General features: G+C 63.1%; 21 protein-coding genes. 11 read left to right on the forward strand and 10 right to left on the reverse strand.

Annotated elements, in window-relative coordinates; translation table 11 throughout:
* Window positions 1–48: 48 nt before the first annotated feature.
* On the reverse strand, window positions 49–1824 hold the full coding sequence (locus HYR72_00650; protein ID MBI1813463.1) for a hypothetical protein: 1776 nt from the start codon (window positions 1822–1824) through the stop codon (window positions 49–51).
* Between the two features lie 2 nt (window positions 1825–1826).
* A complete protein-coding gene (locus HYR72_00655; GenBank protein ID MBI1813464.1) occupies window positions 1827–2588 on the reverse strand; it encodes an ABC transporter ATP-binding protein in 762 nt (253 codons plus the stop codon).
* A 404-nt stretch (window positions 2589–2992) separates the two neighbouring features.
* Between HYR72_00655 and HYR72_00660 the strand changes: the two genes are divergently transcribed.
* The gene (locus HYR72_00660; protein ID MBI1813465.1) at window positions 2993–3421 is read left to right on the forward strand and encodes a hypothetical protein; all 429 of its coding nucleotides are present in this window, start codon (window positions 2993–2995) and stop codon (window positions 3419–3421) included.
* Between the two features lie 8 nt (window positions 3422–3429).
* On the opposite strand, the gene HYR72_00665 is transcribed toward HYR72_00660, so the two are convergent.
* The gene (locus HYR72_00665; GenBank protein MBI1813466.1) at window positions 3430–3816 is read right to left on the reverse strand and encodes an MGMT family protein; all 387 of its coding nucleotides are present in this window, start codon (window positions 3814–3816) and stop codon (window positions 3430–3432) included.
* On the reverse strand, window positions 3813–4094 hold the full coding sequence (locus HYR72_00670) for a hypothetical protein (GenBank protein MBI1813467.1): 282 nt from the start codon (window positions 4092–4094) through the stop codon (window positions 3813–3815). The genes HYR72_00665 and HYR72_00670 overlap by 4 nt, the downstream gene beginning before the upstream one ends.
* Before the next feature lie 63 nt (window positions 4095–4157).
* On the opposite strand from HYR72_00670, the gene HYR72_00675 reads away from it, so the two are divergent.
* Genes HYR72_00675 through HYR72_00685 form a run of 3 tightly spaced genes read left to right on the forward strand, consistent with a single transcriptional unit; the run spans window position 4158 to window position 6304 of the window.
* Window positions 4158–4523, forward strand: coding sequence for a hypothetical protein (locus HYR72_00675; GenBank protein MBI1813468.1), 366 nt, complete (start codon window positions 4158–4160; stop codon window positions 4521–4523).
* A 58-nt stretch (window positions 4524–4581) separates the two neighbouring features.
* Window positions 4582–5607: a DUF3187 family protein gene (locus tag HYR72_00680; protein ID MBI1813469.1), complete on the forward strand. Its 1026-nt coding sequence runs from the start codon at window positions 4582–4584 to the stop codon at window positions 5605–5607.
* 52 nt (window positions 5608–5659) lie between these two features.
* Window positions 5660–6304 (forward strand): response regulator transcription factor, encoded by a 645-nt coding sequence (locus HYR72_00685; protein ID MBI1813470.1) that lies wholly within the window; start codon window positions 5660–5662, stop codon window positions 6302–6304.
* Window positions 6305–6342: 38 nt separating this feature from the next.
* On the opposite strand, the gene HYR72_00690 is transcribed toward HYR72_00685, so the two are convergent.
* Window positions 6343–6651: a hypothetical protein gene (locus HYR72_00690; GenBank protein MBI1813471.1), complete on the reverse strand. Its 309-nt coding sequence runs from the start codon at window positions 6649–6651 to the stop codon at window positions 6343–6345.
* A 255-nt stretch (window positions 6652–6906) separates the two neighbouring features.
* On the opposite strand from HYR72_00690, the gene HYR72_00695 reads away from it, so the two are divergent.
* On the forward strand, window positions 6907–7533 hold the full coding sequence (locus HYR72_00695) for a pyridoxamine 5'-phosphate oxidase family protein (GenBank protein ID MBI1813472.1): 627 nt from the start codon (window positions 6907–6909) through the stop codon (window positions 7531–7533).
* A gap of 11 nt (window positions 7534–7544) precedes the next feature.
* Complete coding sequence (locus tag HYR72_00700) at window positions 7545–8909, forward strand: cytochrome P450 (protein ID MBI1813473.1); 1365 nt, start codon at window positions 7545–7547, stop codon at window positions 8907–8909.
* A gap of 30 nt (window positions 8910–8939) precedes the next feature.
* Here the strand turns inward: HYR72_00700 and HYR72_00705 are convergent, their stop codons facing one another.
* Complete coding sequence (locus HYR72_00705) at window positions 8940–9275, reverse strand: DUF5615 family PIN-like protein (GenBank protein MBI1813474.1); 336 nt, start codon at window positions 9273–9275, stop codon at window positions 8940–8942.
* Window positions 9262–9498, reverse strand: coding sequence for a DUF433 domain-containing protein (locus HYR72_00710; GenBank protein MBI1813475.1), 237 nt, complete (start codon window positions 9496–9498; stop codon window positions 9262–9264). Before HYR72_00710 ends, HYR72_00705 begins: the two co-directional genes overlap by 14 nt.
* Window positions 9499–9754: 256 nt before the next feature.
* Between HYR72_00710 and HYR72_00715 the strand changes: the two genes are divergently transcribed.
* Both HYR72_00715 and HYR72_00720 read left to right on the forward strand, forming a co-directional pair.
* Window positions 9755–11221, forward strand: a complete 1467-nt coding sequence (locus HYR72_00715) for a hypothetical protein (protein ID MBI1813476.1) — start codon at window positions 9755–9757, stop codon at window positions 11219–11221.
* A gap of 1295 nt (window positions 11222–12516) precedes the next feature.
* Window positions 12517–13272: a restriction endonuclease gene (locus tag HYR72_00720; protein MBI1813477.1), complete on the forward strand. Its 756-nt coding sequence runs from the start codon at window positions 12517–12519 to the stop codon at window positions 13270–13272.
* 431 nt (window positions 13273–13703) lie between these two features.
* On the opposite strand, the gene typA is transcribed toward HYR72_00720, so the two are convergent.
* The 3 genes from typA to HYR72_00735 all read right to left on the reverse strand — a co-directional run bounded on the left by typA (window position 13704) and on the right by HYR72_00735 (window position 17934).
* Window positions 13704–15542 (reverse strand): translational GTPase TypA, encoded by a 1839-nt coding sequence (typA, locus tag HYR72_00725; protein MBI1813478.1) that lies wholly within the window; start codon window positions 15540–15542, stop codon window positions 13704–13706.
* A 346-nt stretch (window positions 15543–15888) separates the two neighbouring features.
* Complete coding sequence (locus tag HYR72_00730; GenBank protein MBI1813479.1) at window positions 15889–16788, reverse strand: sulfotransferase; 900 nt, start codon at window positions 16786–16788, stop codon at window positions 15889–15891.
* A 210-nt stretch (window positions 16789–16998) separates the two neighbouring features.
* Entirely contained in the window at window positions 16999–17934 is a 936-nt protein-coding gene (locus HYR72_00735) for an aldo/keto reductase (GenBank protein MBI1813480.1), read from the reverse strand.
* A gap of 184 nt (window positions 17935–18118) precedes the next feature.
* Between HYR72_00735 and HYR72_00740 the strand changes: the two genes are divergently transcribed.
* From HYR72_00740 to HYR72_00750, 3 genes are all read left to right on the forward strand, one after another.
* Window positions 18119–20239 (forward strand): tetratricopeptide repeat protein, encoded by a 2121-nt coding sequence (locus tag HYR72_00740; protein ID MBI1813481.1) that lies wholly within the window; start codon window positions 18119–18121, stop codon window positions 20237–20239.
* Window positions 20240–20341: 102 nt separating this feature from the next.
* Window positions 20342–20587: a type II toxin-antitoxin system Phd/YefM family antitoxin gene (locus HYR72_00745; protein ID MBI1813482.1), complete on the forward strand. Its 246-nt coding sequence runs from the start codon at window positions 20342–20344 to the stop codon at window positions 20585–20587.
* Window positions 20584–21003: a type II toxin-antitoxin system VapC family toxin gene (locus HYR72_00750; GenBank protein ID MBI1813483.1), complete on the forward strand. Its 420-nt coding sequence runs from the start codon at window positions 20584–20586 to the stop codon at window positions 21001–21003. The genes HYR72_00745 and HYR72_00750 overlap by 4 nt, the downstream gene beginning before the upstream one ends.
* Window positions 21004–21104: the final 101 nt, after the last annotated feature.

Consider the following 21104-nt stretch of genomic DNA (forward strand, 5'->3'; position numbering starts at 1 on the left):
GCAATGAAAATCTGATCCGAACGGCTGCCCGGTGGGACCTCGCTCGCCTTAGTCTTCGATCCCCTCGAGTCGGCGCAGCCCATACTGGGTTGAGGCCACAAACACCGCCACCGTCACCCCCAACGCACCCGCCAACGATGTTCCGATTCCCAGCCAAGCGCCGGCGGCGATCACGCCTCCCCGCAGCCAGCTCGTGAACAGAACATAGACCGGCCAGGCCTCCAAGCCGACCACCGCCGCAATGAACGACATGCACAGGACCATGTAGACCAGGCCACCGGTTCCGGCAGCCACGCGGGCGGCGTTGTCGGCATCGAAGTTCGGGTACGTGACCCCGACCGCCAGACCGAGGCTGACGATGCTGAACGTCATCCCAAACAGGGTCAGCGCGGACAACCACATCATGAATGGCATCACTCGCAGATAGGTATTGGTGGCTAAGACCAGCACCTCCCCAAGCACCAACAGCGGGACCAACCCCACCCAGAATTTCGCCCACCACACTCGGCGCAGGCTGAGCGGCGCCGTGCGCAGCACCCACAAGGCCTTCCCCTCCAAACTCACCGACGGGAAAATGAAACGAACCGAAACGGCCGCCACCACAAAACCGGCCAGTGCCAGGTTCAAAAAGGCGATTGCATTCTTGAAGTAGAACGTCACCAGCGGATTGCCCTGCAGCGGCAGGACGCTGAAGTTGTAGACGTACACGACCACGAGCGCCAGCAGCAGAATGAGCTGCGACCACTGACTGGTGTCGCGAAAGAAGGTCTTCACGTCCTTGATCAAGATCAAACGTGTCTGCGGCGAGAACGGCCAGGTCGCCCAGCGCAACAGGGCTTCCCACGCCGGTTGCTGCGTCAACCGGGCCTGCCGACCTTCCTGTGCCTTGGTCCAGCCGGGCAGGAAGAGCCGCCGCATGACCAATTCGCTGCCCATCGCGACGACCGCGGCCGTGGTGACCAGCAGCCCGTAGTAAAACCACGGGGAGCCCTCGCGCAGCCCAAGCGAGGGAGAGATCGCCTCCGCGGCCCAGGTGCTGGGCAGTAGCGGCGAAGCGGGGGCCTGCATCGCCCCGAGGAAGTCCATGAAGTTTGCAAACGCCTCCGGATTGACCAGCCGCTCCGGTTGCAGCAGGCGAAAGAACAAGTACAGCACAGCCACGGCGACGATCGACAGCAGGAAGAGAATGTCCTTGGTCCGGCGCGCCGGGAAGACGTTCACCAGCACGGCAGTGAGCGTGATGCCGATCGCCGCCGGAATCACCAAGAACGGTGGCAAGGTTCCAACGACGGCGAGATAGAAGAGCGGGCCGGCATGATGCACCGTGCCATACGCAAGGAACGCCGGAATCGCGAATAGGATCACCATCCACGACGAGTCGAGGAGGGTCTCGCCCAGCCGACTGTAGAAGAAGCGTGCCGGCGGGATCGGCGCCGCCACCAGACGATCGAGATCGCGGGAGAGAAAAAACGTCGACAGCGACGCGACGATGTTCGAGAACAACAGGATCGAAAAGAACGTCATCAGCACCATGCCGAGCAGCTTGTACGCCAGCACCGGGCCGAGATCCGGAATCGACAGGAAGTACCGCAACGCGCGAGTGAAGAAGATGAAGACCGCCGCGCCGAACCCGAGCGCGACCAGCGCCAACACTGCCGCTTGAATCCGCCCCGCACGGGTCAAGCGCCGAGTGCGGTTACGCGCCGCCAGCCAACGCGGCTGCAATAGCAGCGAAAGGCCCGCCAGCTCGCCGCCGGGGCTCCCGTGCAACTCATTCAACGGCGTTGCGAGCGGCACGGCCAGTCGGCCGTTGGCGCGCGGCATAGTCAGACCCGCATCCCACCCACCGCGCCGTCGCCCTCGATCCCTCCCGTGAGCGTGAGGAACAACGACTCGATTGGCAGGTGATCGGCGCTGCCCACCTGCTGGCGCAGCTCGTCGACGCTGCCGACGGCGATCAGATGGCCCTGATTGATGATGCCGACGCGATCACAGGTCTCTTCCGCCACCTCCAAGCTGTGGGTCGACATGAAGACCGTGACGCCCTCGGCGGCGAGCTGTCGGAAGGTGCGCTTAAGCAAGCGCGCCCCGCGCGGATCGAGCCCGACCATCGGTTCGTCGACGATCAACAACCGCGGTCCGTGAATCAGCGCCGATGCCATCGTCAGGCGTTGCTTCATCCCGTGCGAGTACGACTCGACCAAGTCGTCGGCCCAGTTGGTGAGGTCGAACAGATCCAGCAGCTCGGCCCGCCGCTTGTCCATCAATCCGTCGGGAACGCTATAGAGTCCGGCGACAAAGGCGAGGAATTCGCTCGCCGTGAGCTTCTCATAGATGTACGGACGATCCGGGACGAAGCCGCACATTTGTTTGGCGCGCAACGGATCGGCACTGAGGTGGTGGCCGCCGAGCCATACGCTGCCCTCGGTCGGCTGCAGCAAACCCATCATCATGCGGATCGTCGTCGTCTTTCCCGCTCCGTTGGGACCGAGAAAGCCGAAGATCTCGCCGGCCGGCACGTGCAGATTGACGCAATCCACAGCGATCACGTCGCCGTAACGCTTGGTGAGGTCACGTAGTTCGATCATGTCCACCATGGTGTCGTGCCCCGATCGGGTTTGCAAGATCAGTGCCCCGTTCCCTGCGAGGGCGCATGCCGGGCTGTCCTGGGTGTGCGGAAGCGTACTCCGGCGAGTGCTTGCCACTCGCGCTGAAATGAAACGCCGCGCCGCGCCGCGTTCACGCGTTCAATGGGCTTCTCGCCACCGAAAGCCAGCCGTTGCGCGCCCGATTCGAGCCGTTGGAGCCATACTGGGAACCTTACCCCCCGTCGCCGAGTTAGAGTCGATGACATGACCGGACCGGGCCTCTGCTGGCTGCTCACCTTCGTCACCCTGCCGCTCGCGGAGGCAACGCGGGAAGTACTGCGGGAAGAACCACCGATGGATCGCGTCGTCCCCGCTGGGCCGGCCTGAGGCCGACGGAGTCGTGCATGCCGGTATACGAGGCCGCTGGATCTTTGCTCGCGCCCGACATCATGGTGCCCGAACAATATTTCGCATCCGCCTACCCGCCTTCGCTCTCACCAGAGCGTCGCCTCATGCTGGCGGTGCTGGAAGAGGCCGTGCTGACCCTGCTCAAGCACTGCGGCAACCCGAGCGTGCGACCGCAGCGCCTGGCGAAGGATGCCACGCGTTGGTTCGCGGCGCGCGACAACAGTTGGCCGTTCTCGTTTGAGAACATCTGCAGCGCGTTGCACTTCGATGCCGATTACATCCGCCGCGGCGTATTCACCCTGGCTCATGGCCCGGCGGGCGCCGCCAGTGGCCAGTTCGTCGTCACCCTGCCCTTTGCTCGTCGGGTTGCCGGGCATCGCCACAAGGTTGGCCTCCTCTTGCCGCACCGCAAAGCGGTCGGCTGAATCGCCCGCTAGTCTCGCAGCGCAACCCGCAACCGCACTGGATGCTCGCGGCGCGGCCCGCACCAGCGAAAGCGGCGCAGGTCGACGACACCGTCGCGATCGAACTCGATCCCTTCGTCTTCAAGTAGCCGGCGCTGCAGTTCCGGCCGATAGACATCACCGCGATGGCTGATCCGTCCCGCCGCGTTGATCACCCGCTGCCATGGAACGCTCGGCTCGATTGCCGCCGGCAGCCAGGACAGCGCCGTTCCGACGGCGCGCGCCGCGCGCGGATGGCCGACGATGGCGGCGATTTGTCCGTACGTCGCCACGCGGCCGGAGGGGATTCGCTTCACCGTGCGATACACAGCACGACGGAACGGCGCCGGCGCGTCCCGCGGTGGTCGGCTACTCATGCCGCGATCTGCGGGAATACCTGCATGAACGGTTTCACTTCGACCGAGTTGAACACGCCATTGATCACATAGGGATCGCGGCTGACGATCGCCCACACCGCCTCGCGCGACTCCGCATCGAGGATGATCAGGCTTCCGCTCCCGTCGGTGAACGGACCCGCCAGCCGCACGCGTCCGGCCTGCGCCAGCGGTTCCAAGTGGGCGAGATGTGCCGGGCGATGCTGTGGCCGTTTCTCTCTCGCGTCCGGCGCGTCGTGTCCAATGATCACAAACAACATGCCTACCTCCGTTGCAGTTCGCTGGCCGACTTCGTACAGTGCAGTCGCGCTGCCGCTGCCACAATGGCCGACGAACATCAACCTGCGGTACCGATCGCCATCGAGCAAGTGATCGCACGCCTCTCCGAATTGGAGATCGTGCTCGGCGAACCCGCGCGCGCGGCGATCCCGGCGGTGCGCGCGCGGCTGATCGAAGCGATGGCCGCCCGCGACCGCGGCGATGCTCCCGCCGCGCTGGCGCGCGTCGGCCTGGCGATGGACAACCTCGCCGCGCTCGCCGATCGGCTTGACCCCGCCGAGGCCATGCTGATGCGAGCGGTCGCGCAACGCTTCCGCGCGGCGCTCGCCCAGGGCGATGAGAGCACGGCCAAGCAAGCCGCCGCCGACATGTTCGCGCAGTCGGGCGCCCGCGAATTCAAAAAGCCGTAGCCGTCGCAACTGAAGGTGGCCGTTTGAGCGCGCTGCACACATCGGCTATGACGCGCCGGTGTTTTCGCGGTGGCTCCGGATCATTCGCATCATCGCGCGCATCACCACGAGCATGGCCATCGCGTTGCTCGTCCCCTGCGCGCGCGCGGACGACTTCTCCGGATTCGGTCCCGCGTCGGTTCGCAACTACCAGCCGATCCAACTCATCTTCTTGAACCTGCCGGTCGAGCGCGCACGCACGTTGGCAGCGGGCACGCTTGAAGCGCACCTGGAAACGGTCGAGAGCAACACCATCGCCACGGTCTCCAATCCGAAGGTGCAGGGTCAGCTCAAACTCGAAACCAACCGCACTGTCATCGGTGCGAAATTCGGCGTGTGGCCGGGGCTCGAAGTCGGGGGCGACATTCCGTTCATCTCGCACTACGGCGGCATGCTCGATACGGTCATCGATCCCATCGAACACGCGCTCGGCACGTTCAATCCCGAGCGCGATCTATATCCCGACAATTCGTTCGGCGCGTTCCTCGTTCGCCAAGGCAATACAACCGTCTTTCAAGGCAAGCGGCAGGTGTTTGAACTTGGCGACATCTGGTTCAGCGCTAAACAAGAAGTATGGGGCCGAGCGAACTGGCCGCTGGTCTCGCTGCGCGCCGCTATCAAAGCGCCCACCGGTCGCGCCAGCGCCGTGTTCGGCAGTGGTTATCCGGACTTCGGACTCGGCTTCGCGGCTGAGCATCAGCCGCTATCATGGCTCATTCTGTACGCCGACCTAGCGGGAATCTTTCCGGTCGGTCCGATCACCCCGGCGCGGCTCACACTCAATCCGGCGCTCAACCAAGCGGTCGCCGCTGAAGCGCGAGTGTTGTGGCCGTGGTTTTCTCTGCTGTTGCAGCAGGAACTGTACACCAGCCCGCTGCACGGCAACGGCACGCGCATTCTCGACGGCACGGTGGTCGAGCTGACGTGGGGCGCCAACGCGCGGGTAGGGCCGACGACATTTCAACTCGCTATGGTCGACAACATCAGTCCCGTGGCCACCGCGGCGGACTTTTCTGTTCTGCTCCGAGTAGGATATGAGCTATGAAGCATACGCGATGCATTCGCGCGGAGGCCACGTAGACTCCAGGCCCTTGAGCATGAAGGTCACGGTAGTCATCGCCGATGATCACGCGATCGTTCGGCAAGGTATCGCTTCGCTGCTGAGCACGAATCCGGACATTCAGATCCTCGCCGAGGCACGCGACGGTAAAGAGGCGCTTCGCCTGGTGCAGCGGCTGCGGCCGAAGGTCGCGTTGCTCGACATCTCGATGCCGAGCATGAACGGCCTCACCGCGGCGATGCGCATCCCCAAGCTATCGCCGCACACCGCGGTGGTCATGCTCAGCATGTTCGCCGACCGCGAGTTGGTGCTGCAGGCCTTGGAAGCCGGCGCCCGCGGCTATCTCACCAAACAATCGATCGGGAGCGACGTCGCCCAAGCCATCCTCGCCGTGGCCCGCGGCGACACGTACCTCAGTCCGGACGTCGCCTCGCTCGTGGTCAGCGACTACTTGAGCGCAGTCCGCACCCGACCCGATCGCGCTCCCGAGCTGACCCTGCGCGAACGCGAAGTGTTGCAACTCATCGCCGAGGGCCGCACCAACAAAGAGATCGCCCAACTCCTCGAAACCAGCATCAAGACCGTCGACACCCACCGTACTCACATCATGAAGCGCCTCAACATCCACGACCTCGCCGGCTTGGTGAAATACGCAGTGCGCAACGGGCTGATTCAGCCGTAACCACCTCGTGATCCAATCCCGTCACGGAGAAGATTGGATCACGCCGACGGCAGGAGCAGCATCACCAGTCCACCCGCGACGATCAGCGCACCGCCGGCCAGTACGGCGACGGACGGGCGCTCGCCGAAGACGACGAAGCTGATCGCTTGGCTGACGACGAAGAAGATCGCGATGTAGAGGCCCATCAGACGGCCGAAGTCTATTGTACGATCGACGTTCACCGCGAACCCATACCCGGCGAGTAGCGCACCCCCGAGCAACACGGAGATCCACGTCGATTGCACCAGCCCGCGCCGGATCATCGCGTCGCCGGTGATTTCCAGACTGGCCGCGATCGCCAAGAACACAACCGTCCGCGCCGTCGAGTTCACGGCGCGTGTAGATCACATGGGCCGATCATTGCCAACGTTTCAGTCACTCGGGGCTGCGCCTCGGCGCAAGCGTCGCGACCGGCCGGGACATCGTGCGGACGTTCGATCTGCCAACGAGTGATCCACCAAATGCCATCAGCCATCGGCTAGCCGCGTAGCTTTCCTTCGCACTGCCTCGCTTGTTCGGCGTATGGAGACTACTATGAGCGCCATCACACTGCGGAGGAGTCCATGAGCAATCGCGATCGGTACGGCATCGAGACGGCGGAACAATTGCGCGCAGTGATCGGCGAACCCATGCCGGTCATCGGGATGAAGGTCGATGCTGCGCTGAACGAGTACGCGCGTGCTTTCATCGCCCGCTCCCCTTTCCTTGTGCTCTCGACTTCCGATGCCGCGGGAAGACAAGACGTATCTCCCAAGGGCGACACACCGGGGTTCGTGGCGATCGACGACGATCGCACGTTGCTCATCCCCGATCGCAAGGGCAACAAGCTCATCTACGGCTTGCAAAACATTCTCGCGAACCCGCACGTCGGCGTACTGTTCATCATTCCCGGCGTGCGTGAAACCGTCCGGATCAACGGTCATGCCGAGCTGACTTCCGATCCGCAGATCCTCGAACGGCTCTCGACACGCGGTCAGCCCGCGCTGCTCGCCATCCGCGTCACCATCGAGGAGTGTTTCTTCCACTGCGCCAAGGCTTTCATTCGTGCGCAACTGTGGAAGCCGGAGTCGTGGCCCGCGGTGGAGCGCATCTCGTTCGGCAAGATGTTTGCCGCCAAGCTCGGCGCCGACGATCAGGTCGCACAATCGATCGATGAACTCGTCGAGGAAGACTACAAGAGCGGGCTGTAGACTTCGCAGCAATGGCAGTCATGGCCAACAACGGCGGGTCGACTCGCGGACCGCGTTTCGCCACGCCGTTCGGGTTCCTGGCCGTCATGCGGGACGACGCGCTTGGCTTCCTGATGGACACGACCCGCCGCTACGGCGATGTGGTCGAGATCCGCTTCTTTCCTCTGCGTAATTTTCTCGTGACCAATCCAGCCGGCGTCAAACACATCCTGCAGGAGAACCACCGCAACTACTGGAAGGGTTCACTGTTCGGCAAACTCAAGCGCATTGCCGGTGAGGGACTCGTGTTCAGCGATGGCGACCTCTGGCGTCGCCAGCGCCAGTTGGTGCAGCCGGCATTCCATCGCGACCGCATCGCGGCGATGGCGGACATGATGACCGGCGCAACCATCGAGATGCTCGATCGCTGGCAGACGCCCGCTGCCTCGGGGCAGTCACTCAACGTAGCGGCGGAGATGTCGAAGCTCACGTTGCAGATCGTCGCCAAGGCGCTGTTCGGCACGGATCTCGAGGATGACGAGGTGGTGTTCACCGACGCTGTCTCGGGTGGGCTGGCCTATGCGAACTATTTGATGAACCACTTCCTGGCGCTGCCGCTGATCGTTCCAACGCGCGCCAACCGCGCCGGCCGCCGGGCGATCGCCACGCTCGATGAGATCGTCTGGAATATCATCGCCCGGCATCGTCGCGAAGGCGGAGACCGTGGCGACCTATTGAGCATGCTCATCGGCGCACGCGACGCGGAGACCAACGAAGCGATGACCGACCGCCAACTGCGCGATGAAGCCGTCACCTTCCTGGTGGCGGGTCACGAGACCACCGCGGTTGCGCTCTCGTGGACGTGGCATCTGCTGTCAACGCATCCGAACGTCGAGCGGCGTTTGCACGCAGAGGTGGACGATGTCCTCGGCAAGCGCACGCCGACGTTGAGCGATCTACCCAACCTTCCCTTCGCGCGCATGGTGCTGGAGGAGTCCATGCGACTCTACCCACCGGTATGGGCAACCGCTCGGCAGAGTTTCAAGGAAGACGACGTCTGCGGCCACCGCATCCCGGCCAACACTGTCGTGACGCTCAGTCCGTACGCGACCCATCGCGATCCGGCGTACTGGGAAGACCCCGAGCGTTTTGATCCCGACCGTTTCTCGCCCGAGCGCAGCGCCGGCCGCCCTGAGTACGCCTACTTCCCATTCGGCGCCGGACCACGCCGCTGCATCGGCAGTCAGTTCGCGATGATGGAGGGGCAGCTGGTGCTGGCGATGATCGCACAACGGTTCCGCCTGCACGGCGATCCAAGCCACCCGGTCGAACCCGATCCGATTCTGACCCTGCGACCGCGCAACGGACTGCCGATGACGTTGCAGTCGCGTCAGTGAAGAGACTTCGATGAGTCGTTTGCGACCGGTTTACGGCCACTCGATGATTTGGCCGGCTGCCGGCGTGATGGGCGTGTGCCGCCAGCGCGCTTCGAACTCTGCCAAGTATGCAGCCGCGCGCGCCTGCGGTAGCGTCACGAGGATGATCGCAAAGTCAGGGAGTAGTTTGAGGCTGCTACCCGCAGAGTATCCGAAGAGGCGGTCTCGGGTCAGAATCACACGAAAGCCTGCCTGAAATGCCACCTGGGTCAGAGACCCGTTCGTCAAACCGCGCCATCCACGGTTCACCGCGGTGTCGCACGAGACGCCCTGCCGATGGAGAAACGTCACCAGCCCATTCGGCAAATTGACATCAAGCAGCCACATCGCGCCGATCGGTAGCGGCGCTGGCGAAGCGCAGCACTTCCGGGAGGGCTTCGCGTGGGAACTCGGAGTAGTCGCGCACGATGTCCTCGTACGACATTCCCTCAGCCAGACACGCCAGGATGAACGACACAGTAAAACGCGTGCCGCGTATCGTCGGTTTTCCGCCGAGCCGCTCGGGATTCGTCACCAGGTACGAGTACCCGGTGATGGGCCGGTCTTCCATCGCCGTCATTGTCCCCCGCGACGGGGCCGAAGTCGAGCGGGTGACGAACCCGCCGAAGATCTGTCGCCGCTGTTCATGCCGCGTAAGCCTTCGTGTAACAGCGTTGGTGCTGGCGACGTCGCGCGTCACACAGATGGGCTCCTATCCAAGCGCGTGCAGTTCACGCAGCAGCCCCGCGCCAAGCCTCGCAGTTTGCGTTTCCGACATAGCCTCGTGTAGGCAGGCGGCGCGATTCAGATGGCCAGGAGCAGGGAGTATGACGCATTCCCTCCACACCCGCGTGATCATGCATCGAGCTCGATCCTTAATCCGGCGACATCTTGCGCTCGTCTTCACCGCCGTGGCTCTCGCCGGTTGCGGCGGCAGTACCTCAACGCCGGCGATCGACGACGAACTTCCCGCCGAGCAAGACAACGGGGCGCAAGGGCTCGACCCGTTCGGCAACGAGGCGCACGTCGCACCCATAGTGGCATGCAACGATCCACTGCGAGCCAGTGATCAGTCGCTCGTGATCCGCGTTCTGCCGCGCGGGCCGCTCGCGCCCGATGGCTCGCTGGCGTTCACCTCCGGCGTTTGCGTGTATCTTCCACCCGGATATCTCACCAGCAATCTTCGTTACCCGGTGGTCTACCTGCTGCACGGAGGCGGAGGAGACCAAGCCGATTGGGTCACCTACGGCGGCATCCGTGCGATCATGGACACTCTCGTCGCGACGGACGTCGCGAACGCCGCCGTCGTGGTCATGCCCGACGGACGCGATGGGCAGTGGTACGACAGCTTCGACGGCAGCATCAAGAACGAGCAGTACGTGCTCGGCTACCTCATTCCGTACGTCGACCGCCACTTCCGCACGATCGCCGAACGCAGCGGGCGTGTCATCGACGGCCTATCCAATGGTGGCTACGGCGCCACGCTGTTCGCCGCCAAAGCGCCCGACCGATTCGTGGCGGCCGGGGGGATGTCGTCGAATCTGGCGGCCGTCTCCATCAGCGGACTCGGCACGGCGAGCAAGGCCCCCGCGTACCGGCACGGCAACTTGCCGGTCGATCTCGCGGGTAATCTCGATGGTGTTGATCTGACCCTCGATATCGGCACCGTCTGCATAACCGATCAGGCGATCGACGATTGCGTCACGTTTCGATTCGAGCAGGTCTTCGTGCCCGCGAACCGCGATTTCAGAGACCACCTGGCGAGTCGCGCCCCGAGCGACGGTGTCTTCGACTACCGCGAAACCGAAGGCGGCCACTCGTGGCGGTGGTGGCCGCTGTGGCTACGCGAGCGGCACCTGCCATTCTTCCTGGCCCGTCTCGCCGACCCGCGCAGTGCCGGCATCCGTCCCGTGTCGGCGGCAGCACGACCGGGTTTTCGTTATCGTACGATCGCGCAGCAGTTCTCGGTGTGGGGATACGAGGTACACGTCGAGCGAGGGGTACGCGAGTTTCTCGACCTCAGCGACGTGCGCGCCGATGGCCTCGTCGTGCAGGGTTCTGGACGGGGCACGATTCGAACCGCATCGTTGTACAAACCCCGGCACAGCTACACAGTCGCAAACGCCGGCGATGCGGACTCGCACGTCGTTGCCGACGCGGCGGGGCGAATCATCTTCACCGTTGACCTCGGCCCGTCGCACGAGCACGAGCAGTACAGCCCGCAAGCCAACGCACTCCAAGCGGCGGGCGGTTATTGGACCGTGCGCGACGTCGAGATCCGCGAGGGGAGTTGAGACTTGAGGACATTCCATTCCGTGAAGGCTCAATGGGCGATGAACGCCGGTAGGCGAGGCGCAAGCGAAGACTCGGGCTCGCGTGATCGGCTGAAGTCTACATTCAAGGGCTGACCCTGATTCTGCTCGATTCACTGACCCCGATTCTGCTCGACGCCACCGTCATCGGTCGAGTGTTCGCCTTCCCTAGCAGCCCGTTGAAAAACCTCGCTTGCTTCGAGACGCGCCTGTCGGCGCTCCTCAGCATGAGCGGTTCCTCCCTTGTGCCACAACACTTTCCCGTTCGCCCTGAGGCGCGCAGCGCCGTTTCGAAGGGCGCCGCACTTTTTCATCGGGCTGCTAGTCTTGATGACGACCATCTACTGGATTAGAGAGGTGCCCGCATGGGTGTTGGGACAAATCAGCAAAGCGACCCTTTGCTGTCTCATCGTACGTTCCTTGAGGCAGCACTAGAGAAGGAGGCTCACGCGTATGACAAGGCCGTGATGACCCTGTCGGGCGGGGCTCTCGCTGTTTCCTTCGCGTTCGTCAAGGACATCATCGGCGGAACTCCAGATCCAATCACTATGCCGGAGCTGTTCTGCGCGTGGATCTTCTTGTCGACGAGTATGCTGAGCTGCCTAGGTTCGATGCTTACGAGTCAGTTTGCGTTGTATCGGGCGATTGTGCAGGTCGATCGTCCCAGAGCAGATCCTGCGTCAAAGAAGGAACCCCCAGGTGGAGGGTTCGGAATTGCAACCTGGATATTGAACATTTCCGCGGGGTGCTTCTTCGGCGTCGGGGTCATCTTTCTGGTTACCTTCGCGGCACAGAATCTAGGGCGAGTGGGCCAGACTCAAGACAAGGCTCCATCGGTGACAAGCGTATCTCCGACTGCGACACTGACCGCGACGCCAACGCCCGTGCCTTGACAGGTATTCCTGACAAGCTACCGACGAGGCGATACATAGATCACCCATTGAGCCGAGGCCAACCAAACAAGTAGAGGAGGATCTCATGGGCAGTGTGCAGAGGACACGGAGGCCAACGCGTAAGCCGGCAGAGGGAGGGGTTCCGCCGCCGCCGCCGCCACCAAGGCCACCGAAACCACCCAGCTCAGCGACGTCGTGAACCGGTCGGAAGCAACAGGGAGGACGGGTCGTAGGCTGCAGAACGAAGGCATGCCGGGACGTATCTCTGGGCGGTGAATTTTGAGCCTTCATTCCCGAGGGTCAGAACCGTGGTCATCGTAGCGGAAGGGTCAGGGGTCCGGAGGGAACACAGCAGTCAGAAAACCGAGGTCCTGGAGAGAGTTGATGACTCCATTCGACGCGCAAAAGCTCAAGGACGCAATGGTGCGCACCTTAGAACTCCACAAGCACGCTGCAAAGATGTCGAAGGGTGGCTTTCTGCGGACTGCATGGTCGCCCGGCCAAGTGGACTCGTGGCTCCAGGAGCAACTCTTCGAAACCTGGAAGGAGTATCTGTTCGACTGTGCCGAACGTCACATGGAGACCCTGTTGCGGAAGAGGCGCAACCTTCTGGTGAGGGGGGACTACGGTGAGATCGATGACGAGCCACTATTGCGGGAACTCAGACATTTTCTATCGGCTTGCAACGTTACGGAGCTGGTGATGGAGCGAATCGGCGATGCTCTCTGTACAGCTTTGTATCTGACACTCGAGACTCTCGCCGACGCTGTACCGATCCAAGAAACTGATGCGGTGGCCCTCTCCCTAGAGACGTCGCCGACGGAGTACGAACACCAGTGTGCCGAACTGATGAGGACATGCGGATTCGAAGCCACAGTCACCAAAGCATCCGGTGACCAAGGCGTCGACGTCATCGCACGGAAGCCCGGGCTAACGGTTGCCTTACAGTGTAAGCTCTACGGCTCGCCAGTGGGTAACAAAGCGGTGCAAGAAATCTACGCAGCCAAGAGTTTTGTCGGGGCGGACCTGGCTGTGGTCGTAACCAACAACGAGTTCACCGATCCGGCGCGGCAGTTGGCTCAGGCACTGGGGGTTCTGCTACTTCACGACTCGCAGATCGCAGAGTACTTTGGCAAATAGTCCGGGATGGCTGATCGAGTCTCACCTACTTGATCACTGCCCATTGGCGTGAATTCGGAGACGTGGTGCGCTTTCGCGATCTCCCGGAGGCGCTCACCGAGGGCACGGATGAGAACGATGCGTTCGATCAGGCCGCCGATTCTCCCTATGAACGCCGATTGACGTGATTGGCGGCGCTTGCGGGGTTTCGTATCCCACGCGCGGTCTAGTTTACGGCCGCTTCGCACGCTCGGCGAGCTCGTTCACTGCGCTGCTCACGATTCCTTGCGCCCAGACGGATATCCGCAGCCCCAAAGCCGCAGTCGGCGGCGGCATGAGTTCGCTCGCCAGGCTACGGGTTCAGCCCTTGAAAATAGAATTTGCTCCTTCGACGCAACGGCCGCCATCGCCGGAAAGCGGGCGAATCAAAGGACTCGGCCAGCGTAGGCGTTCTACTCGAGTGTCTCGGCGCGGCGCTTCGGGCGTTCGACTTGTTTGAGCACGCGTTTGCGCAGGCGCACCGACTGCGGCGTGATTTCGACCAGCTCGTCGTCACCGATCCACTCGATGCCGTTTTCCAAGCCCATCTCGCGGTGCGGCGTGATGATGATGTTCTCGTCGCGGCCGGCGGCGCGGATGTTGGTGAGCTTCTTCTCGCGGCAGATGTTGACGTTGAGATCGCTCTCGCGCGAGTACTCACCGACAACCATGCCCTCGTACACGTGCGTGCTCGGCGCGATGAAGATCGTGCCGCGCTCTTGCAAATGGAAGATCGCGTACGGCGGCGCCACGCCTTCGCGATCCGACACCATCGCGCCGTTGGTGCGCGCTTGGATTGGTCCATGCCACGGCGCCCAGCCATCGAACAGCGCGTTCTGGATGCCGGTGCCGCGCGTCTCGGTGAGGAAGCGCGAGCGAAAGCCGATCAGCCCGCGCGACGGCACCGAGAATTCCAACCGCACGCGGCCGGAGCCAGCTTGCGTCATCTTGGTCATCTTGCCCTTGCGCATCGCCAGCAGCTGCGAGACCACGCCGATGTAGTCTGCGGGGACGTCGATGACGAGCAACTCGATCGGCTCGTTCAGCGCGCCGTTGACGTCGCGCGTAACCACGGTCGGCTTCGACACCATCATCTCGTAGCCTTCGCGACGCATGGTCTCGATCAAGATCGCGAGTTGCAATTCGCCGCGGCCGGTGACCCGCAACGCGTCGGGCGAGTCGGTGTCTTCAATCCGAATGCTGACGTTCTTGCGCAGCTCCTGCTCTAAGCGCTCGCGCAGCTTGCGCGAGGTCACGAACTCGCCTTCCTTGCCCGCCCACGGCGAGGTGTTGACGCTGAAGATCATCGCGATCGTCGGCTCGTCGATGCGAATCGCCGGCAGCGGACGCGGATTCTCGCGGTCGGCGATGGTGTCGCCGATGTGAATGTCCTCGATCCCCGCGATCGCGACGATGTCGCCCGCCCCCGCGGTCTCGACTTCTTGCCGCTTGAGGCCGTGCCAGGTGTAGATCTGCGTCACCTTCACCAGTGCTTGCGTGCCATCGGTGCGGCACAGCGTGTACAGACCGGCGCTCTTGAGCGCGCCGTTCTTGATCCGGCCGATGGCGAGCCGGCCGACGTAGTCGTTGTAGTCGAGATTGTTGGCCTGAAACTGAATCGGCGCATCGATGTCGCCGGCCGGTCCCGGCAGCCGCGCAACGATCAGGTCGAACAGCGGCCGCAAGTCGTTCGACGGCTGCGCCAGGTCGCGCGTCGCGGTGCCCTCGCGCGCGTTGGTGTAGACCACAGGGAACTCGATCTGCTCCACCGTCGCGTCGAGGTCGATGAACAGCGCGTAGATCTCGTCGAGTACTTCGGCGATGCGCGCGTCGGGCCGATCGATCTTGTTGACGCAGACGATCGGCGGCAGTCCCGCTTCGAGCGCCTTCTTCAGCACGAAGCGCGTCTGCGGAAGCGGCCCTTCCGAGGCATCGACCAGCAACATCACACCGTCGACCATGGCCAGCGTGCGTTCGACCTCACCACCAAAATCGGCGTGGCCGGGCGTATCGACGATGTTGATCTTCACGCCGCCGTATTCGACCGCCGTGTTCTTCGCGAGGATCGTAATGCCCCGCTCGCGCTCCAGCGCGTTGGAGTCCATGACGCGCTCCATTACTTGCTCGTTCACGCGGAAGATCCCACTCTGATGCAGCATGGCGTCGACCAGCGTGGTCTTGCCGTGGTCAACGTGGGCGACAATGGCGATGTTGCGGATATCGGTGCGGCGGATTGGATTCGGTGATGTCATCATCCGTGTGAAACACAACGGGGGCCGGAAGGCCCCCGTCAGTTGGCTCCTTCTAATGAGTGATGCGGCGCACCATAGCAGCCGCGCAACGCAAGCTCCAGAGGGTGGGATCGGATGACAAGCCGGGCCGGGCCGCTCCAAATGCTCCTCTGTCTTGGCGATCGCTAGTGTGCTGCGTCCGAAATGAAGACCCATTCCGCAAACGAGAGCCTAGCGCGAATTTGGGAGGGCGACGCTTCCGCGGAGCCGTGTTGCAGAGCGGATCGGCTCGGCGGGAGCCTCGCCCTCCCAATTCTGCGTGAGCTGCGCACGCTCGGACAAGAGCCCGTCTGCGTGACGCACTACGCTAGTCCAGCGCGAACCTGAACCCGCCGCTACCGCCCGGACGCCGTTCCAGCTTGCCGGCCAAGTCCCACGACAGGCCGAGGCGCTCCTTCAATCGTATGATGTCGTCCTTGAGCAGCGCTTCGAGCCGCCGGCGATATTGTTCCGGGATTGTGCTCACCCCAGTCGGATTGACCGGCTCGCTCACCGCGCCGCTGATATAGCGGCGATCGCTGGCAACACCGAGAAATCGCATCACCTCGAGCAGCAATGCCTCCGGCTGCGCATCGACGTCGTCGAACAGACCGACCAGCAGATTGCCGGGACGCAGGTACACCGACCAGTTGTCGATCTGCTCGACGTAGCGGGCACACTGGCGTTGATACGGTTCGGCGAAGAACCGCTCGAACTCGCCGGCCGACACCTCGGCGAACTTGCGCCCCTTGTTTCGGACGAGGTCCTTCTTCGCGTGCGACCAAGCGCGATCGATCGGCTCACGGATCATTAGGACTATTTTGATGTCCGGCTTGAGCGCCGCGATCTCTTGGATCACGTCGCGATCGAGCGTGGCGTAACTCGCGGTCGCTTCGCCGCGAACCTGCGGCCGGTACAGTTCGCGGTAGAGGCGCACGCTCATGAGATTGCGGAAGACAACGCGCCACAGCGGTTCGTGAAAGAATTGGAGGTACCAACCCAATTCGTTGGAGCGATAGCGCGGACTGTCGGGCGTCTTCAGGCTGCTGAAGAAGAACAGCTCCTTCGGTTCCGCCAGCATGATCTGCGGGTGATAGCGCAGGTGCGCGTGCAACCACGTCGTGCCGGTCCGCTGCGGCCCGACGATGAGGAAGTCGGGGAAGTAGGAGAGATCAGGATCGCCGGAGCGTTTGATGTAGCGTGGCGACCGCTGCTCGGCGTCAGTCATTGTCCCGATCTCTATACAATTGATCCGCCATGGTGAAGCTCGGAGCAAGCGACTCGCCCCTCACGCTCTTGCACAAGAGTCTCGCAGCCGTCGGTTCGTCATACCGGCGAAATCCAGGCGGGGAGCGGCGCGCGATCCTGGATTCCGGCTTCCGCCGGAATGACGAGTGGGGAGGTCGCCGCTCGTCTTATGCACAGCCCCCTCAACCCCTCACCCGTGCTGCCACACGCGCTGCATGAGCTTGCGCCGACCGAGCTTGCTAATCTGATCGAGCGCCCGCATGTCGTCTTCCGCGAGACGCCAGCCGAGCGCGCCGGCGTTCTGCTCGGCTTGCGCCGCAGTCTTTGCGCCGGGAATCGGCACGGCGCCCTTGCAAATGATCCAGTTGAGCGCCACCTGCGCCGGGGTCTTGTCGCCGTGGTTTGCGCCGATGCGGCGCAGCTCCGCGATGATCGGGTCGACTTCCGTCATCGGAAAGTCGGAGAAGGTGCGATGACTCGGTGGCGGGTTGCTGGCGCTGTACTTGCCCGTCAATCGCCCCATCGCCAGCGGCGAGTAGGCCAGCAGCACCACGCCCAACTCTTTGCACGCGCGCAGCAGACCGGTGGATTCTGGCCGCGTGCGCAGCAGAGAGAATTCGACTTGGTTGGTCGCGAGACGAATGCCGCGCTTGGCCAACTCTCCATAGATCGCTCGCATCTCCCGTTCCGAATAGTTCGAGACGCCGACCGCTTTGACCAACCCCGCGCTGTGCGCGGCCGCCAGCGCTTCAGCCATCGCCGCGTGCGAGCGCAAGCTGATGGGGCCGTGAATCTGGTAGAGATGGACCCACGGCAGGTGTAGGCGAGCGAGCGACGCTTTGAGCGATGCGAGCAGCGCCGACATGACCCAGATCTTCCACGGTACCGGAAAGAATTTTGTCGCCACCACGATCTGCCCGCGATGCGCCGCATCGCCATCGAGCAACCGCGCGATGATGCGCTCGCTCTCGCCCTCGCCGTAGCCCTCTGCGGTGTCGAGCAGTGTGATCCCGGCGGCGACGGAGCGCTCGTAGGCTTGGCGAATCGTCTCGAAACTGTAGCTGCGGTCGTACGCGTTCATCCCCCAAGTGCGCGAGTCGCCCCACGCCCAGGTTCCCACTCCCATCACCGGCAACGCGACCTCGCAGCCGGGAAGAGGAATGTGCGCTTCGACTGTCACTGAATCCTCCGCCTCCTGATCGACAACGATGGATCTATAACCAGGCATCACCGCGCTTGTCCACGTGCGACTACCCTTTCGCCTGCGGCTTCGACACAGAGCACGTCCAAATGTTAGGACCAACAAGCCGATGCTTACCGAGAACGAACACCGCAAGCTCGCGGCCATCATGTTCACCGACATGGTCGGCTACAGCGCGCTGGCGCAACGCAACGAGGCGTTGTCGCTTGCACTGCTCCACGAGCAGCAACAACTCGTCCGGCCGATCTTTGCGCAGTACAGCGGGCGCGAAGTCAAAAGCACCGGTGATGGGTTCCTGGTCGAGTTCGGCAGCGCGTTGCAGGCGGTGCATTGTGCGATTGAGATTCAAAAGGGGATGGTGCAGCGCAATTCGTCCGAGGCGCCGGACCGGCGCATTCAGATCCGCATCGGACTGCATCTCGGTGACGTCGAGACCCGCGACGGTGACGTCTTCGGCGACGGTGTGAACATCGCCGCGCGCATCGAGCCGTTGGCGGAGCCCGGCGGGATCTGTATCTCCGGTGCGGTCTACGAACAGATCCGAAACAAGATTGACCTGCCGCTGATCCGGCTGAAGCAACCGCAGCTGAAGAACATCGATGTGCCCGTCGAGGTATACCGCGTGGTGCTGCCGTGGGCAGGCGGTGATCTGCCTCACGTAGGGCGCTGGGTCCGACGTCTGCGACAGCGCGGAATGCGTACGTGGGTCATCGGTGTGATCATCGCCCTTGTGATTGCGGGGCACGGGTTGGTCATCGCTCTTGTCGGCGCTGGGGTTGGGCGGTGGTTCTGGCCTCTGTTCGCCGCTCCGGCGACCACTCCGAAGCCGTCGGCAGCCGCATCGGCTGAGGTGTCAAAGTCCGTCGCCGTGCTGCCCTTCGTGAATATGAGCGGCAACGATGCCGACGAGTATCTGAGCGACGGCATGAGCGAAGAGATCATCACGGCGCTGTCGAAAGTCAGCGGCCTGCGCGTCGCCGCGCGCACCTCGTCGTTCTTCTTCAAGGGCAAGAACGAAGACATCGAAGAGATCGGCGCGAAGCTGCGCGTCGGCAGCGTGCTCGAAGGCAGCGTCCGTAAGGTGGGTCCGAAGCTGCGAGTGACGGCGCAGCTCATCAGCACTGGTGACGGTTACCACCTGTGGTCGGAAACCTACGACGAGGACACGGCGGACATTCTTGCCATCGAGAGCGCCGTGGCGCAGCGTGTTGCTGCGGCACTGAAGGTCACCTTGCATGCGAGCGAACAGGCGCGACTACAGAGCAAACCGACCGAGAACCCCGAAGCGCATCAGCTCTATCTGAAGGGCCGCTACTACGTGAATCGCTACAGCGAAGAAGGGCTGAAGAAGGGACTCACCTACCTGCAGCAAGCGATTGCACTCGATCCCGGCTACGCGCTCGCCTACCAGGGCCTGGCCTACTACTACAGCATCGTCAATGACTGGTTTGCGGCGCCGAAGGACGCGATGCCCAAGATGCGCGCGGCGGCGGAGAAGGCCTTGCAGATCGACCCCACACTTTCCGAGCCCCATACTTTCTTGGCCGCATTCGCTTGGTGGTATGACTGGAACTGGTCCACCGCCGAGGAGGAGCACAAGCGTGCGCTCGCGCTGGATCCGAACAGCGTCGTTGCGCACGAGTTCTACGGTCAGTACTTGAATCTGATCCGACTGGCGCCCGAAGGCATTGACGAGGTCAGGAGAGCCGTCGCAATCGATCCGCTCTCCCCGGAGGCCAACAGCTTCCTCGGCGCTACCCTCTATTGTGCGCGCCGCTATGCCGACGCGATCGCACAGTTCCGCGAGACGCTCGAAATGGAGCCCAGCTATTCGTTCGCCCGCCTCCAGTTGGGCAAAGCATACGTGCAGAATGGAGAGCTGGAGCGCGGCATCGCCGAGCTGCGCCGGGCGAAGGAGCTCGATCCGCACAACCCGGACGTGATGAGCGCACTGGGCTACGCGTATGCCGTGGCGCGTGACCGCGACGCGGCGCAGCGAGCGATCGACGAATTACGCCAGCAGTCGCAAGCGAGTTACGTGTCGCCATATTTCTTCGCGGTGATCTACGCAGCATTGGGCGAGACCGACCAGGCCTTCGCATTCCTCGACAGGGCGTATGAAGATCGCAGCTTTTTCATCTCGGGGCTGAAGGTTGACCCGATGGTGGATGCGCTGCGAGCCGACCCGCGGTTCACGGCACTGCTGAAGAAGGTGGGGTTGGATAAGTGAGGGGCAAGGAGCCCGACGCCACCTTACTGGCGTCGAGTTTGACAGGGGTGGGGGCGTGTCGATAGGGTGAGAACTGACTAGTCTGACCAGAATGGAGTCATCATGGCCAACACGTGGCAACTGCAGCGCGCTAAGGCGGAACTGAGCAAGCTCATCGAGACCAGCGCAACCAAGGGGCCGCAGACCGTCACCCGGCATGGCCGGCCGGCGGCTGTGGTGCTGAGTGCCGCGGACTACCAGCGCCTGACGAGCCGGCGACACGATTTCAAGGCGTTCTTGCGCCGCGCCCCATTGCATCAATTGAAGCTGGTCCGCAGCCGGGACGCCGGCCGACGCGTGTTGCTGTGAGCTTCCTACTCGATACGTGCGTCTTGTCGGAGCTCACCCGCCCGAAGCCGCATTCGAATGTGCTGCGCTGGTTCGAAGCGCAGGACGCGACGGCGCTGTTTGTGAGCGTGCTCACCATCGGCGAAATCGAGAAGGGAGTCGCCGCCCTTCCGGCAGGCCGGAAGAAAGTGGCTCTGAGCGGATGGCTCGCCACCCTGCGCTCAACATACACGGATCGGATGCTGTCGATCGACGCGGCCATTGCGGCCATCTGGGGCCGCACCGCGGCGCGGATCGAACGTGCGGGCGGCACGCTCGCCGTGGTCGATGGCTTGATCGCGGCCACCGGTATGCATCACGGATACACGGTGGTGACGCGGAACGTGAGCGACTTCGCAAAGACCGGCGTCGCACTGCTCAACGCCTGGCAAGCCTGATGCGGCCGTCAGACCTGGCTCACGTCGCGCCGGAGATGCGGGGCTAAGTGGAGTCCGACACCACCTTCACGCGCCGCGTCTGCGCCGTGCTGCTGGCCGAT

It is taken from the genome of Deltaproteobacteria bacterium, from assembly GCA_016178705.1.
In the GTDB taxonomy this organism is placed as follows: domain Bacteria; phylum Desulfobacterota; class Binatia; order HRBIN30; family JACQVA1; genus JACOST01.

Excerpts from the sequence above, each read along its gene's own strand:
- HYR72_00650 (MBI1813463.1), bottom strand. The coding sequence starts at position 1,824 with ATGCCGCGCGCCAACGGCCGACTGGCCGTGCCGCTCGCAACGCCGTTG.
- HYR72_00655 (MBI1813464.1), bottom strand. The coding sequence starts at position 2,588 with ATGATCGAACTACGTGACCTCACCAAGCGTTACGGCGACGTGATCGCT.
- HYR72_00660 (MBI1813465.1), top strand. The coding sequence starts at position 2,993 with ATGCCGGTATACGAGGCCGCTGGATCTTTGCTCGCGCCCGACATCATG.
- HYR72_00665 (MBI1813466.1), bottom strand. The coding sequence starts at position 3,816 with ATGAGTAGCCGACCACCGCGGGACGCGCCGGCGCCGTTCCGTCGTGCT.
- HYR72_00670 (MBI1813467.1), bottom strand. The coding sequence starts at position 4,094 with ATGTTGTTTGTGATCATTGGACACGACGCGCCGGACGCGAGAGAGAAA.
- HYR72_00675 (MBI1813468.1), top strand. The coding sequence starts at position 4,158 with ATGGCCGACGAACATCAACCTGCGGTACCGATCGCCATCGAGCAAGTG.
- HYR72_00685 (MBI1813470.1), top strand. The coding sequence starts at position 5,660 with ATGAAGGTCACGGTAGTCATCGCCGATGATCACGCGATCGTTCGGCAA.
- HYR72_00695 (MBI1813472.1), top strand. The coding sequence starts at position 6,907 with ATGAGCAATCGCGATCGGTACGGCATCGAGACGGCGGAACAATTGCGC.
- HYR72_00700 (MBI1813473.1), top strand. The coding sequence starts at position 7,545 with ATGGCAGTCATGGCCAACAACGGCGGGTCGACTCGCGGACCGCGTTTC.
- HYR72_00705 (MBI1813474.1), bottom strand. The coding sequence starts at position 9,275 with ATGTGGCTGCTTGATGTCAATTTGCCGAATGGGCTGGTGACGTTTCTC.
- HYR72_00710 (MBI1813475.1), bottom strand. The coding sequence starts at position 9,498 with ATGGAAGACCGGCCCATCACCGGGTACTCGTACCTGGTGACGAATCCC.
- HYR72_00715 (MBI1813476.1), top strand. The coding sequence starts at position 9,755 with ATGACGCATTCCCTCCACACCCGCGTGATCATGCATCGAGCTCGATCC.
- HYR72_00720 (MBI1813477.1), top strand. The coding sequence starts at position 12,517 with ATGACTCCATTCGACGCGCAAAAGCTCAAGGACGCAATGGTGCGCACC.
- typA (MBI1813478.1), bottom strand. The coding sequence starts at position 15,542 with ATGACATCACCGAATCCAATCCGCCGCACCGATATCCGCAACATCGCC.
- HYR72_00730 (MBI1813479.1), bottom strand. The coding sequence starts at position 16,788 with ATGACTGACGCCGAGCAGCGGTCGCCACGCTACATCAAACGCTCCGGC.
- HYR72_00735 (MBI1813480.1), bottom strand. The coding sequence starts at position 17,934 with ATGGGAGTGGGAACCTGGGCGTGGGGCGACTCGCGCACTTGGGGGATG.
- HYR72_00740 (MBI1813481.1), top strand. The coding sequence starts at position 18,119 with ATGCTTACCGAGAACGAACACCGCAAGCTCGCGGCCATCATGTTCACC.
- HYR72_00745 (MBI1813482.1), top strand. The coding sequence starts at position 20,342 with ATGGCCAACACGTGGCAACTGCAGCGCGCTAAGGCGGAACTGAGCAAG.